The sequence below is a fragment of the Shinella sp. M27 genome (genome assembly GCF_049199905.1).
Taxonomy (GTDB): domain Bacteria; phylum Pseudomonadota; class Alphaproteobacteria; order Rhizobiales; family Rhizobiaceae; genus Shinella.
Window position 1 is genome coordinate 87,053 of record NZ_JBLZPK010000024.1, and the last position, 13,938, is coordinate 100,990.

At 61.8% G+C, this 13,938-nt stretch carries 10 protein-coding genes; 9 read left to right on the forward strand and 1 reads right to left on the reverse strand.

What is annotated here, in order from left to right; translation table 11 throughout:
* Positions 1-48: 48 nt before the first annotated feature.
* The 5 genes from ACOZK4_RS09355 (at position 49) to ACOZK4_RS09375 (ending at position 6,471) form a co-directional block, all read left to right on the forward strand.
* Positions 49-1,032 carry a tripartite tricarboxylate transporter substrate-binding protein gene (locus ACOZK4_RS09355; protein ID WP_421591655.1) on the forward strand — a complete coding sequence of 328 codons (984 nt, stop codon included), beginning with the start codon at positions 49-51 and terminating at the stop codon, positions 1,030-1,032.
* Between the two features lie 95 nt (positions 1,033-1,127).
* Positions 1,128-1,589, forward strand: a complete 462-nt coding sequence (locus tag ACOZK4_RS09360) for a tripartite tricarboxylate transporter TctB family protein (protein ID WP_421591656.1) — start codon at positions 1,128-1,130, stop codon at positions 1,587-1,589.
* A gap of 11 nt (positions 1,590-1,600) precedes the next feature.
* Positions 1,601-3,106, forward strand: coding sequence for a tripartite tricarboxylate transporter permease (locus ACOZK4_RS09365; RefSeq protein WP_421591657.1), 1,506 nt, complete (start codon positions 1,601-1,603; stop codon positions 3,104-3,106).
* Between the two features lie 125 nt (positions 3,107-3,231).
* Complete coding sequence (locus ACOZK4_RS09370) at positions 3,232-4,116, forward strand: helix-turn-helix domain-containing protein (protein ID WP_421591658.1); 885 nt, start codon at positions 3,232-3,234, stop codon at positions 4,114-4,116.
* A 153-nt stretch (positions 4,117-4,269) separates the two neighbouring features.
* Complete coding sequence (locus tag ACOZK4_RS09375) at positions 4,270-6,471, forward strand: TonB-dependent siderophore receptor (RefSeq protein WP_421591659.1); 2,202 nt, start codon at positions 4,270-4,272, stop codon at positions 6,469-6,471.
* A 72-nt stretch (positions 6,472-6,543) separates the two neighbouring features.
* Here the strand turns inward: ACOZK4_RS09375 and ACOZK4_RS09380 are convergent, their stop codons facing one another.
* On the reverse strand, positions 6,544-7,305 hold the full coding sequence (locus ACOZK4_RS09380; RefSeq protein ID WP_313523255.1) for a DeoR/GlpR family DNA-binding transcription regulator: 762 nt from the start codon (positions 7,303-7,305) through the stop codon (positions 6,544-6,546).
* 227 nt (positions 7,306-7,532) lie between these two features.
* Between ACOZK4_RS09380 and ACOZK4_RS09385 the strand changes: the two genes are divergently transcribed.
* The 4 genes from ACOZK4_RS09385 (at position 7,533) to ACOZK4_RS09400 (ending at position 13,917) form a co-directional block, all read left to right on the forward strand.
* Positions 7,533-8,444 (forward strand): phosphotransferase, encoded by a 912-nt coding sequence (locus ACOZK4_RS09385; RefSeq protein WP_421591660.1) that lies wholly within the window; start codon positions 7,533-7,535, stop codon positions 8,442-8,444.
* On the forward strand, positions 8,441-10,882 hold the full coding sequence (locus ACOZK4_RS09390; RefSeq protein ID WP_421591661.1) for a GcvT family protein: 2,442 nt from the start codon (positions 8,441-8,443) through the stop codon (positions 10,880-10,882). Before ACOZK4_RS09385 ends, ACOZK4_RS09390 begins: the two co-directional genes overlap by 4 nt.
* A gap of 413 nt (positions 10,883-11,295) precedes the next feature.
* Positions 11,296-12,324 carry a substrate-binding domain-containing protein gene (locus tag ACOZK4_RS09395; RefSeq protein WP_421591662.1) on the forward strand — a complete coding sequence of 343 codons (1,029 nt, stop codon included), beginning with the start codon at positions 11,296-11,298 and terminating at the stop codon, positions 12,322-12,324.
* A 66-nt stretch (positions 12,325-12,390) separates the two neighbouring features.
* A complete protein-coding gene (locus tag ACOZK4_RS09400) occupies positions 12,391-13,917 on the forward strand; it encodes a sugar ABC transporter ATP-binding protein (protein WP_421591663.1) in 1,527 nt (508 codons plus the stop codon).
* Positions 13,918-13,938: the final 21 nt, after the last annotated feature.

Here is a 13,938-nt window from a genome sequence, read left to right on the forward strand (position 1 = left end):
GTGCGGGAGGAGCTGCACCGGCTGGTCGTTTCATCTCGGGAGGATTTGATGAAGACCTTGAAATCCCTGTTTGGCGTTTCCGCCGCTGTTGTCGCCACCCTGCTCGCAACGTCGGCTCTCGGCCAGACCTATCCGGAACGCACGATCACCATGGTCGTTCCCTTCTCTGCCGGCGGTCCCACCGATACGGTCACGCGTCTTGTCGCGGAGGCCATGTCGAAGGATCTTGGCCAGCAGATCGTGGTGGAGAATGTCGGTGGCGCGGGCGGTACGCTCGGTGCTGGCCGTGTTGCGAGCGCTGATCCCGACGGCTACACCCTACTGCTGCACCATATCGGCATGGCAACCAGTGCCACACTGTATCGCAAGCTCGCCTATGACACCCTCAACGCTTTCGAATATGTTGGCCTTGTCACCGAGGTGCCGATGACGATCGTCGCCCGCAAAGATCTGGAGCCTGGCGATCTCAAGGGCCTGATCGACTATATGAAGGCGAACAAGGACACCGTAACAGTGGCCAATGCCGGCATCGGTGCGGCGTCGCATCTCTGCGGCATGATGCTGATGAGCGCGCTCCAGACGCAGTTTACCACCGTCCCCTACAAGGGCACCGGCCCTGCCATGACCGACCTTTTGGGCGGCCAGGTCGATGTTATGTGCGACCAGACGACCAACACGACGAAGCAGATCCAGGGCGGGACGATCAAGGCCTATGCCGTGACGTCCCCCGCCCGGCTGGGCAACCTGCCCGATATACCCACGGCCGAAGAAGGTGGGCTCCCCGGTTTCCAGGTCGGCATCTGGCATGGCATCTATGCACCGAAGGGCACCTCGACCGAGGTGACGGAGCGGCTCTCGAAGTCGCTGCAGTTGGCGCTGAAGGACCCCAACGTTATCGCCCGCTTCGCCGAATTGGGCACTGCCCCCTCCTCTGACGCCGACGCGACACCGGCTGGGTTGAAGGCAAAGCTCGAGAGCGAAATCGCCCGGTGGAAGCCGGTGATCGAGGCCGCTGGCCAGTACGCCGACTGATCAAACCCACTGAATGATGGAAAGTGACGGCAGTCAACGCTGTCACTTTCCATCCGTTGTGCGCGCTTCCGGGAACGCCGGGAGAAGGGGATTCCATGAAAAACCTGCAGTTCGACACCACCAATGCGATATGCGGCCTGACCTTTATCGCTCTCGGATGCTTCTTTATTTATCAATGCCTTAACCTGGAACTCGGCACGGCATTCCGCATGGGGCCGGGCTATTTCCCGCTTTTCCTGGCAGCTATCCTCACGCTTTTGGGTGCAATCGTTCTCGTGCAGGCAACCCGTGTTCAAGGCGAGCCGATCGGGCCGATTGCATTGCGCGGCATGCTGTTCATTCTGCCGGCACCCGTCTTTTTCGGGCTGACGGTGCGCGGTCTCGGCTTTGTACCGTCGCTGTTCTTCGCAGCGCTCATCGCGGCCTTCGCCTCCAGCCGGATGAAGCCCGGCATGGCGGTGGTTTTGGCGGCGGCCATCACGCTCTTTTCCGTCGCGGTGTTCAGCTATGCCCTCGGTCTGCCGTTCGAGCGGTTTGGCCCTTGGACCCGGCTCTAGGAGGGCACACCATGGATCTTATCAGCAATCTCGCACTTGGCTTTTCCACGGCCGCGTCGCCCGCGAACCTCGCCTTCTGCCTCATCGGCGTGCTTCTCGGCACGTTGATCGGCGTGCTGCCCGGCATCGGCGCCACGGCGACGATCGCGATGCTCCTGCCGATCACCTTCCAGCTAGAGCCGGTATCCTCACTGATCATGCTCGCCGGCATTTACTACGGTGCGCAATATGGCGGCTCCACCACCGCCATCCTGATCAACATGCCCGGCGAATCCTCGTCTGCGGTGACGGCGATCGATGGATACCAGATGGCGCGCAAAGGCAGGGCAGGTGCGGCCCTCTCCATCGCGGCGCTCGGCTCGTTCTTTGCAGGCACGGTCTCCACCTTTCTCGTGGCGATCTTCGCGATCCCCTTGACGGCCATCGCGCTGAAATTCGGCGCGGCGGAGTATTTCTCGCTGATGGTTGTCGGCCTGGTTTCCTCCATTGCGCTGGCCCATGGCTCCATCGTCAAGGCGTTGGCCATGGTGGCGCTCGGCCTGCTTCTCGGCCTCGTGGGGACGGATATCTATACAGGCACGCCGCGGTTTACTTTGGGCATCCGCGAATATGCCGACGGTCTCAACTTCGTTGCCGTCGCGGTGGGCGTTTTCGGCATTGCGGAAATCCTGCGCAATCTGGAAGGCGAGAAGACCCGAACCCTGGTGATGGCGAAGGTTTCCGGCCTGTGGCCGACGAAGGACGACTTTAAACGTATGGCAGCGCCCGTGCTACGCGGCACGGTCATCGGCTCAGCCTTGGGCATCCTGCCGGGGGGAGGGGCCATCCTCGCCGCCTTTGCCTCCTATACGGTGGAAAAACGGGTGTCCGATCATCCGGAGGAGTTCGGCCATGGAGCCATCGCCGGCGTGGCTGGGCCGGAATCGGCCAACAATGCGGGAGCGCAGACCTCATTCATCCCGTTGTTGACGTTGGGCATTCCGGCCAATCCCGTCATGGCGCTGATGGTCGGGGCGATGATCATCCAGGGGATCGTGCCCGGGCCGAATGTCGCCACCGAGCAGCCGACGCTTTTCTGGGGCATCATCGCCTCCATGTGGATCGGCAATCTGATGCTTGTGGTGCTGAACCTGCCGCTGATCGGCCTCTGGGTGAAGCTCTTGACGGTGCCCTACTACGTGCTCTTCCCGATCATCATGGCGTTCTGCTCGATCGGCGTCTACAGCGTGAACTCGAATGTTTATGACCTCTATGCCGTCGCCTTGTTCGGCCTTGGTGGTTACCTGCTGGTCAAGCTGCGTTGCGAACCCGCGCCGCTGCTGCTCGGCTTCGTGCTCGGGCCGCTGCTGGAGGAGAACCTGCGGCGCGCCATGATCCTGTCGCGGGGCGATCCCTCGACCTTCGTGACACGACCCATCAGTGCAATCCTGCTGGCGATTGCGCTTGCGGTTCTTGTCGTCGTCTTCCTGCCGTCGGTCAAAAAGAAGCGTGAAGAGGTGTTCCAGGAGGAGGACTGAGCTCGGGCATCCGGATAGAAGTGAGAAGGGCGGCCATGGGTCGCCCTTCTTATTTTCGGTGATATTGCGCCGCACGCAATTTCAGGATAAAACTTGACAAAAAAATGAAGGAATAAGCATTCGGGATGACATTCCAGCCGCGCATGCAAAACAGGATCGAGGGCTTTTCGGTGGTCGGCGGCCTCAACCGGCGGCACTGGAATGGCATCGTCGCCGACGTCTGGGATGTCGAATGCGCGCCGCGCGCCGGCGGCTATTATGTCGGTCAGGACCCGCGCCTGTTCGTCCTGCTCGACAAGCGCGGTCCCGGCCCTTCCCGCACCCGCCTGGCACCGGGAGGCATTGAGACCGTTGGCGATTGGGCAAGTCGCCCGATTTCCTATATCCCCGCCAATTTCGAGCTCTGGGCGGATCTCGCCGACCACCGTTTCATGCGCCATCTCGACCTGCATTTCGACGTCGAGACCATCAGCCGGCGGCTCGCCGAGGATCTCGATTCCGAGCGCCTGCTGACGCCGCAGCTGTTCTTTGCCGACGCGAAAGTGCTGTCCCTGGCGCAATTGATCGCCGCGGAGATCACCAACCCGCAGCCTTTGCATGATCTCTATGGCGACGGTCTGTCCCTTGCGCTGATCATCGACGTCATGAAGTTTGCCAAGGCACCCGGCCGTAAACGCAGCAAACTTGCCGGCTGGCAACTGCGTCGCGCGACGGACTTCATTGAAGAAAACTGCTTGCGCAATATCCGGCTCGAAGAAATTGCCAGCCTGATTGGTCTCTCGCAGTCCCATTTCAGTCACGCCTTCAAGGCGTCGACCGGCGTCGCGCCGCATCAATGGCAGGTGAATGCGCGCCTCCGGCACGCCAAACAGTTGATTCTGAAGGGTGAACAGTCCCTGACGGAAATCGCTGCCGACGCCGGATTCGCTGATCAGGCGCATTTCACCCGTGTCTTCCGCAAGAATTTCGGAACGACGCCCGCTCATTGGCAGAAAGCGAATGTCGGCTGAAGCGGCCTGTGGGCGAATCTTCGCTGCCGGGAAAATTGCCCAAAAACGTTCAATTTTCGCGGAATGGGACAATCCCAATCGTTAAAACTGAGTTAATCACTCATCTTATCGTGGCCGGCCCGGAGAGGGGACGGCGTGAGTGGGGTGTCTGTAATGATCAAGAAAATCAACAATCCGCATGCTTTGAAAATGGCTCTGGCCTGCGGAACGGCTGCTATCGCCTTGCTGGCGTCGTCGCCCTCTTACGCGCAGGATGCGGCAGGCGTGACCCGTCTTGAAGAGGTTCGCGTCGAGCAGGGGGAGGCGGTGGGCGACACCAAGGGTACCGATCCGGTCAAGGGCATCGTCGCGAAATCGACCCGGAGCGGCACGAAATCGACGACAGCGCTCAACGAAGTTCCCCAATCTGTGACCGTTGTCGGCCGCGAACAGATCGACGACCAGAGCCCACAGAAGATCGATGAGGCTCTGCGCTACGTGGCAGGTGTCACCACGTCGACCTACGGCACGGACGCCGACACGGACTGGTTCTTCATTCGTGGCTTCCAGGCCGAGCAGACGGGAGTGTTCCTCGATGGTCTCTCGCTTTTCCAGACGGGCTTCGGCACCTTCCTCGTCGATCCGTTCTTCCTCGAGCGCATCGAGGTGATCAAAGGTCCGAGCTCCGTGCTTTATGGCAGCGGGAACCCGGGCGGCTTTGTCAACATGATCAGCAAGCGCCCGACCGATGAGCCGCTTCGTTATGTTGAAACCGGCATCAACAGTTTTGGTAACGGTTATCTCGGCCTCGACTTCAGCGACAAGCTCGGCAGCAGCGACATCTTGAGCTATCGGGTTACCGGAAAACTTTCCGGCGGCGGCTGGGAAACCGACCACGCGAAGGATTTCCGCGGCACGATCGCCCCTAGCCTGACCTGGAGCCCCGACGATTCCACCAGCCTGACGATCCTGAGCTCCTACCAGAACATCGACCTGACGCACACCAGCACAGGCTTCCTGCCCTATGTCGGGACAGTCGCCGACTCGCCGAACTTCGGACGGATCCCGCGGGATTTCTTCTATGGCGATGAGGACTTCGACACCTATGAACGCCAGCAGGCGATGATCGGCTACGAGTTCGAGCACACGTTCGACAACAGCTGGACGGTTCGCCAGAACGTTCGCTACGCGAATGTCTCACTGAAGGAGGATGCGCTTTACGCCAATGGCGCATCGTTCGCCGATCCGACCAAGATCGCCCGCTACCGTTTTGCACACGATACCGATGTCGGGCTGCTGACGGTCGACAACCAGCTTGAGGGCAAATTTGCAACCGGTGGACTCGAGCACACGCTGCTCGTCGGTCTGGACTACCGGCATTACGATATCGACCAGGTTCAGGCGACAGGGGGCTTTGTTCCCGGCGATCTGGACATTGATCCGCAAGATCCGGTTTACGGCAATGTCGATCTGCCGGACCTTTTCGATCCTTATGCGGATAACGAATTCAAGCGTGATCAGCTCGGCATTTATGCACAGGACCAGATCAAGTTCGGCGGCGGTTGGGTTGCAACGCTGAACGGGCGCTACGATTTCGTCTCCACGAAAATCGACGATCGGACAGCGGCGGCTCTCGGCTCTACCGACACCGACAACAGCAAGTTCACATGGCGGGCGGCGCTCGCCTATGAATTTGACAACGGTCTCACGCCTTACGTCAGCTATTCGACGTCCTTCAATCCGGCGACGTCGGTCGATCCGGTGAATGGCCTGCCGGATCCGGATGTGGGCAAACAATGGGAAGCGGGCGTAAAGTACCAGCCCGACTTCATGGATGCCCTTATTACTGCAGCCTATTTCGACATAACGCGGGAGAATGTCGTCAAGTCCGAATTCGTCGGCGGTATGAGCCGCTACTATGCGATCGGCGAAGTGGAAGCGCGTGGCTTTGAAGCCTCCGCGCAGGCGAATGTAACCGAGGGTCTCAAGGCCATTGCCGCCTTTACCTATATCGACATGGACGTCGTCAAGGACCTTCGGCCGGAACTGGTGGGTAACACGCCCGTTCAGGTTCCGGACCTGACCGCATCCTTCTGGCTCGACTATGCCTTCCAGAGCGATGCGCTCAGCGGCCTGAGCGTTGCGGCCGGTGTGCGCCATGTCGGCAAGTCCTGGGCAAACGATGCCAATACGTTGAAGGTGCCTGCCGCCACGCTCGTGGATGCGGCGATCCGCTATGAAAAGGACAATTGGTCTGTTGCGCTCAATGCCTCCAACCTGTTCGACAAGCGGTATGTCGCATCGTGCCAGAGTGAATCGAGTTGCGGCTACGGCGCAGGCCGCACGTTCATGCTCAAGGCAAGCACGTCGTTCTGATCGTGCGCACAGCCTGAACAACACGAAACCCGGCGAATCAATCGCCGGGTTTTTTAGTTTACTGCAGGCAACTTAGCGGGCGAGGTTGACGGTGACGCCCGCCGTCTTCAGCGCCGCCGCGACATCGCGGGGCGGGGCCTTGTCGGTGTAGAGGTCGGTAAGGGCGGAGAAGTCGCAGACGCGCACCAGACCCTGCCGGCCGAACTTCGTGTGGTCGGTCACGACGACGGCGCGGCGACCCTGCGCCACCACGGCGCGGGCGAATTCGGCCTCTTCCAGATCGTAGTCCATGATGCCGATCGTGGCATCGATCGCGCCCGTCGAGATGACGGCATGGCCGACGGTGAAATGGCTGATGAACTCGATAGCCGAAATACCGAAGGCCGCACCGTTGTCGCTGCGCAGCTCGCCGCCTGCCATATAGACGCGGTTGTCGTTGACGGTCGAAAGCGTGCGGGCGATATCCGAGGAATTGGTCACCACCGTCAGCCGCCTGTGGCCGAGCAGTTCGCGGGCGAGATAGCTTGTCGTCGTTCCCGTATCCAGCATGATCGAATCGCCATCGCGGATCGTCGCGGCGACCGCGATGGCGATCGCCTTCTTCGCATCGCTGTTTTCGCGCATACGCTTTTCGAACGGTGCCTCGCCGAGCAGGGAGGGCAAGGCGACCGCACCGTGCATTTTCACGACAGCGCCGTTGGTCGTCAGCGGCTTGATATCCCGCCGCACGGTTTCCAGGGACACGTCGAGCTTTTTGGCGAGGTCGGCGATCGTCACCGTGCCGTCCTGCTGGAGAAGGCGGAGGATATCGTTGTGGCGCTTGGAGTGGTTCATGTCTTCTGGCCCGCGGAGACGTTTATCCTTTCATAATCGCACCGGAGCGATCTGGCAAGAAAGCGGCAAAAGCAGTCACAAAAACAGAAAAAGCCACATTTCAGGATTGACACCCGGTTTCATCCTGCATGAGATTGCCAACCGAAGCGACCAATAAGGCCAAAGGGAACGGCGCTTCGGGACGGTTTGCGGCAGAAGTCCGTGACACCATTGGGGGGAGGGCGTTGATGGACGGTCACATCGAGCTCAGCCGCGCCGTGGAAGATCGCATTCGTGCGATGCCATGCTGGCAGGGCCGGATCACGATTGCGCCGCTGAAGGGCGGCATCAGCAACGAGAGCTATGTCGTCAGCGACGGCGCGGGGCGCCATGTCGTGCGTTTCGGCAAGGATTATCCCTTCCATCATGTCTTCCGCGATCGCGAGCTGATGACGGCACGGGCGGCCCATGCAGCAGGCTTCGGGCCGGAGGTGCGCTATGCGGAGCCCGGCATCATGGTCTCGGCCTATCTCGGCGCGAAAACCTTCGGGGCAGGGGATGTGGCGGGCGAGCGCCGGCGCGTCGCCGATCTCCTCCGCCGCTTTCACACACAGATGCCGGCCGAAATCAGCGGCGCGGCCTTCCTGTTCTGGCCCTTCCACGTGGTGCGCGACTATGCGCGCACGCTGAAGGCCGGAAATGGCCGCATGGTGCCGCATCTGCCCGCCTATATCGCACTGGCCGATGAGTTGGAGGTGGCGCAAGCGGCCTTGCCCATCGTCTTCGGTCACAACGATCTTTTGCCGGCTAATATTCTCGATGACGGCCAAAAACTCTGGCTGATCGACTTCGAATATGCCGGCTTCTCCACCGCCATGTTCGATCTCGCCGGCACTACCTCCAATGCCGGGCTTTCGCCCGACGAGGCGGAGGATTTCCTCGACGCCTATTTCGGCGGCGCGCCGGACCCGGCGATCCGCCGCTCGCACGCCGCCATGCAATGCGCCTCGCTGCTGCGCGAGGCGATGTGGAGCATGGTCTCCGAGCTGCACCTCACCGCGCCCGGCGCCGACTATGTCGGCTACACCGCTGATAATCTCGACCGCCTCGACAAGGCGCTCTACCACTACAGAACCTTATACGGGAAACCTAAGACATGACCCTGCCATCCCATGCCGAGATCGTTGTCATCGGCGGCGGCATCATCGGCTGCTCGACGGCCTATCACCTGGCGCGCGACCACAAGGCAGATGTTGTCCTCCTCGAGCAGAGCACGTTGACCTCGGGCTCAACCTGGCATGCCGCCGGCCTCGTCGGCCAGCTGCGCTCCTCGGCCTCGATCACTCGCGTGCTAAAATACTCCGTCGATCTCTACAAGGGCCTGGAGGCCGAGACCGGCCTTGCCACCGGCTGGAAGATGAGCGGTTGCCTGCGCCTTGCCACCAACCAGGACCGTTGGACCGAATTCCGCCGCCTCGCCACGACAGCCAAGAGCTTCGGCATGGACATGCACCTGCTGACGCCGCAGGAGGTGAAAGCGATGTGGCCGCTGATGGAGGTGGGTGATCTCGTCGGTGCCAGCTGGCTGCCGACGGACGGGCAGGCAAGCCCCTCCGACATCACCCAGTCGCTCGCCAAGGGCGCCCGCATGCATGGCGCCAGGATCGTCGAGAACGTGCGCGTCACGGGCTTCGACATGGAGGACGGGCGCATCAGGTGCGTGCGCACGACGCTCGGCGATATCGCTTGCGAAAAGGTCGTCAACTGCGCCGGCCAATGGGCGCGGCAGGTGGGGGCGATGGCGGGCATCAACGTGCCGCTGCAGCCGGTCAAGCACCAGTATATCATCACGGAAAAGGTGCCGGGCCTCTCGACGGATGCGCCGACGATCCGCGACCCGGATCGCCGGACCTATTTCAAGGAGGAGGTCGGCGGCCTCGTCATGGGCGGCTACGAGCCGAACCCGCAGTCCTGGACGACCGGCGACGTGCCGGACGAATGGGCCTTCCGCCTGTTCGACGACGATTTCGACCATTTCGAGCAGCACATGGTCGAGGCGATCGCCCGCGTGCCGGCACTGGAGAAGGTCGGCGTGAAGCAGATGATCAACGGTCCCGAGAGTTTTACGCCCGACGGCAATTTCATTCTCGGCGTTGCGCCGGAATGCAAGAACATGTTCGTGGGCGCGGGCTTCAATGCCTTCGGCATCGCCTCCGGCGGCGGGGCAGGGTGGGTGCTGGCACAGTGGGTCGTCGATGGCGAAGCGCCGCTCGATCTCTGGGTGGTGGACATCAGGCGTTTCGCCGGCATGCACCGGGATCGCCAATGGGTGCTCGACCGCACGCTGGAGGCCTATGGCAAGCACTACACGATCGGCTTCCCGCACGAGGAATATGAAAGCGGCCGCCCGCGCGTCGTCTCGCCGCTCTATGAGCGCCTGAAGGCGTATGGTGCGGTGTTCGGCTCGAAGCTCGGCTGGGAGCGGCCGAACTGGTTCGCGCCTGAGGGTGTGGAGCCCAAGGATATCTATTCCATGGGCCGGCAGAACTGGTTTGCCGCCGTCGGCGACGAGCACCGCCATGTGCGCGAGGCCGTCGGCATCTTCGACCAGTCCTCCTTCGCCAAATACGAGATGACGGGACCGGATGCGCTGAAGGCGCTCGACTGGATCTGCGCCAACGATGTCGGCAAGCCGGCGGGGCGGCTCACCTATACCCAGCTTCTCAACAGCCGCGGCGGCATCGAGGCGGACCTGACGGTGGCGCGTCTTGCGGAGGAAAAATTCTACATCGTCACGGGCACCGGTTTTCGCACCCACGATCTCGGCTGGATCGAGGACCATATCCCCGAAGGTCTCGACGTGACCCTGCGCGATGTCACGGAGGATTTCGGCACACTCTCGCTGATGGGGCCTAAGGCACGCGACGTGCTCGCCGCCGTCACCGATGCGGATGTCTCCAACGCCGCCTTCCCCTTCGGCCATGTGCGGGAAATAACGATTGCCGGCCACACCGTCCGGGCGCTGCGCGTCACCTATGTCGGCGAACTCGGCTGGGAGCTGCATGTGCCGATCACGGCCATCGGAACGGTCTTCGATGCGCTGATGGCAGTGGGCGCACCGCACGATATCCGCCCTGTGGGCTACCGCGCATTGGAATCGTTGCGCCTCGAAAAGGGGTATCGCGCCTGGGGTTCGGATATCACGCCGAACGACACGCCCTTCGATGCAGGCCTCGGCTGGGCGGTGAAGCTGCGCAAGAACACCGACTTCCTCGGCCGCCGTGCCCTTGAAGCCGCCCAGGGTGAACCGCGCAAGAAGGCTTTCGCGGGTTTCACGGTGGATGATCCCGACATCGTGCTGGTCGGTCGCGAGACGATCCTGCGCAACGGCGAGCCCGTCGGCTACCTCACCAGCGGTGGCTACGGCTACACGCTGGGCCGGAATGTCGGCTACGGCTATGTGCGCCGCGCGGATGGCGTCGACGACGCATTTCTAGGCGATGGCGACTACGAGCTCGTCGTCGCCATGGAACGCACGCCCGCGAAGATCCATCTCGAACCGCTCTACGACCCCGCGGCCACGCGGGTGAAGGCCTGACATGCGAGGGAGGGCGGAAGTGCCCTCCTTTGCTTCCAACAAGGCAGCAGGGCTTCTCTCGGGCGCACAGGGGCTTGCTGGACGTGATTCCAGGCTTCGACCGAAAGGGGGCTCGCTGAAGCGAGATTTGCGTCTGGCGGCCTATGGGCGGCATTTTCCAACGCGTCATATCTTCGGAGCGTTCTTGCCTTCTATCGTCGCCCGTGAAAGATATTTCAGCTGGCGACCTTGATTTCATCCCTACAATCTGAAATATATTTCATTGTGTGAATTATATTGACACGCAATGCATCCTGCGTTTAGGTGCTCATACCGGACTTCGAGGAGGAAGCCCGGTCTTCACTGAGATCAGCGGCGTCGAAACCGACGCCCACGGGCTTTTTGGGTGGGGCTTTGCGCCCCGAGGAGGACACTTGCGCACTTTTTTCACGACGACCGCCATGGCGGTCCTTGCGACCACGCTTTTTGCCGGCGCTGCCGCTGCTGAAACGGAAAATCCGTTCCGCTGCAAGCCGGGCGAGAAATACGTCATGAACGTCATGGTATCGGGCGTCGAATACTGGTTCCCGGTCTATGAAATGTTCAAGCAGGCCGGCCAGCAGCTGGGCTGCGAGACCGAATATACCGGCACGCCGGAATATGACGTCAACAAGCAGATCGCCACCTTCGACCAGGCGCTGGCGCAGAACCCAGCCGGCATTCTCGTGCATCCGATGAACTCCGATCCGTTCATCGAGCCGATCAACCGCGCCATCGACCAGGGCACGGCCGTCGTGACGTTTGCCGCCGACTCGCCGCTCTCCAAGCGCGTCTCGTTCATCACCTCGGACAATACCCGCGAAGGCTCCTATGCCGCCGATGCAATCGCGGAGAAGATGGGCGGCAAGGGCGAATATGCGGTCCTCGAAAACCCCGGCCAGGACAATCACGACAAGCGCATCGCTGCCTTCATCGCCCGCATGGAAGAGAAGTGGCCGGACATGAAGCTCGTCGGCCGCGCGGCCTCCAATCAGGATCCGACCAAGGCCTATCAGGGTCTGTCGAGCCTCATCCAGGCCAATCCGAATCTCGGCGCGGTCTTCATGCCGGAAGCCAACTCGGCGATCGGCGCGGCACAGGCCAACAAGGAAGCCGGCGGCAAGGTCCTCGTCATGTGCGCCGACGTCAACGCCAATATCCTCGACATGATCAAGGCCGGCGAAGTCTTCGGCTCGATCAACCCGAATCAGGGCATGCAGGGCTATATGGGCTTCATGCTGCTGTGGCTCGCCAAGCACCCGGAACTCATCGACCCGATGAACGACGCCAAGCGCTCGGGCTTCAACCCCATGAGCATTCCGGTCGTCGACAACGGCCTGTCGATCGTCACGGCCGAAAACGCCGACGATTTCTACTGGGACAAGTACCTGAAGCGCCGCGGCACCAAGGGTATCGAGGAGTAATCTCCCAAGCGAATACCATCCGCGCCTCGCGGCGCGGATGGTCTCGAAAGGAGAGGGAGGAAGACGATGGCGGAGCCGGTGCTCACCATTCATGGCGTGACAAAGCATTTCGGGGCGGTGAAGGCGTTGACGGATGTCGGCTTCACGCTCGAACGCGGCGAGGTCCATGCGCTCTGCGGCGAAAACGGCGCCGGTAAGTCAACGCTGATGAACATCATCGCCGGCGTGCTGCAGCCGACCGAGGGTGAAATCCGCGTCGATGGCCAGCCGGTGCGCATCAGCTCCCCCGCCGTCGCCCAGTCGCTTGGCATCGGCCTGGTGCATCAGGAAATCGCGCTCTGCCCGGATGCGACGGTCGCCGAAAACATGTTCATGGCGGCCACCAACCGCCGCCGCTCGCCCTTCATGAATTACCGCGCGCTGGAGCGCGATGCGCAGGCCGTGATGAACCGTCTCGCCGCCATCGATGTTCGCCGCAAGGTCGCGGACCTGCCGATTTCCAGCCAGCAGCTCGTCGAGATCGCCAAGGCGCTGACGCTCGACTGCCGCGTGCTGATCCTCGACGAACCGACCGCGGCGCTGACCGAAACCGAGGCGCAGCAGCTCTTTTCCATTATCCGCGACCTCAAGGCGAACGGCATCTCGATCATCTATATCAGCCATCGCATGGCCGAGATTTTTTCGCTCTGCGACCGCGTGACCGTGTTCCGCGATGGCCGTTACGTCTGCACAGACCGTATTGCCGACGTCACGCCCGACGACGTGGTGCGCCGCATGGTGGGCCGCGAGATCACGCAGCTTTATCCAGACAAGCTCGGTGCCGATGAAGCCTCCGGCGAGACCATTCTGGAAGTCGACGGCATCGGCGACGGCACGCGCTTCCACGATGTCAGTTTCGGCCTGCGCAAGGGGGAAATCCTCGGCATCGGTGGCCTGATCGGCTCGGGCCGCACGGAGATCGCCGAAGGCATCTGCGGCCTTCGCCCACGCACCACGGGTGCGGTGCGGCTGCATGGCGAGACGCAAAAAATCCATTCCTATTCAGACGCCGTGAAAGCGGGCGTCGTCTATCTCTCGGAAGACCGCAAGGGCTCCGGCGTGTTTCTCGACATGTCCATCGCCCAGAACATTTCCGTGCTAGACCTGAAGCCGCTGACCAATGCCGCCGGCCTCTTGAACGGCCGCGCCGAGGCGACGCTGGCGGAGGATTTTGCCAAACGGCTCGCCGTGCGCATGAGCGGTGTCGAAGCGCCGGTCAAATCGCTGTCGGGTGGCAACCAGCAGAAGGTGGCGATCGCCAAGCAGTTGGCCGTCAACCCGAAGGTCATCCTGATGGATGAACCGACGCGCGGCATCGATGTCGGTGCCAAGACCGAAATTCACCGCCTGCTGCGCGATCTCGCGCGCTCGGGCATCGGCATCGTCGTCATATCCTCGGAAATGCCGGAACTGCTCGGCCTTTGCGATCGTGTGCTGGTCGTCCGGGAGGGACGCATTGCAGGCGAATTGGGGGCCGATGCAATGTCGGAAGAAGCCGTGATCCGTCTGGCCTCCGGGCTCGGCGCGGCAAGGGCGGCCGATCATGCCGCGTGAGAAGAAACTGGGAGAGCGGGA

What these genes read in the sequence shown, in the direction of transcription:
- ACOZK4_RS09355 (WP_421591655.1), top strand. Translation starts at nt 49, where the DNA reads ATGAAGACCTTGAAATCCCTGTTTGGCGTTTCCGCCGCTGTTGTCGCC.
- ACOZK4_RS09360 (WP_421591656.1), top strand. Translation starts at nt 1,128, where the DNA reads ATGAAAAACCTGCAGTTCGACACCACCAATGCGATATGCGGCCTGACC.
- ACOZK4_RS09365 (WP_421591657.1), top strand. Translation starts at nt 1,601, where the DNA reads ATGGATCTTATCAGCAATCTCGCACTTGGCTTTTCCACGGCCGCGTCG.
- ACOZK4_RS09370 (WP_421591658.1), top strand. Translation starts at nt 3,232, where the DNA reads ATGACATTCCAGCCGCGCATGCAAAACAGGATCGAGGGCTTTTCGGTG.
- ACOZK4_RS09375 (WP_421591659.1), top strand. Translation starts at nt 4,270, where the DNA reads ATGATCAAGAAAATCAACAATCCGCATGCTTTGAAAATGGCTCTGGCC.
- ACOZK4_RS09380 (WP_313523255.1), bottom strand. Translation starts at nt 7,305, where the DNA reads ATGAACCACTCCAAGCGCCACAACGATATCCTCCGCCTTCTCCAGCAG.
- ACOZK4_RS09385 (WP_421591660.1), top strand. Translation starts at nt 7,533, where the DNA reads ATGGACGGTCACATCGAGCTCAGCCGCGCCGTGGAAGATCGCATTCGT.
- ACOZK4_RS09390 (WP_421591661.1), top strand. Translation starts at nt 8,441, where the DNA reads ATGACCCTGCCATCCCATGCCGAGATCGTTGTCATCGGCGGCGGCATC.
- ACOZK4_RS09400 (WP_421591663.1), top strand. Translation starts at nt 12,391, where the DNA reads ATGGCGGAGCCGGTGCTCACCATTCATGGCGTGACAAAGCATTTCGGG.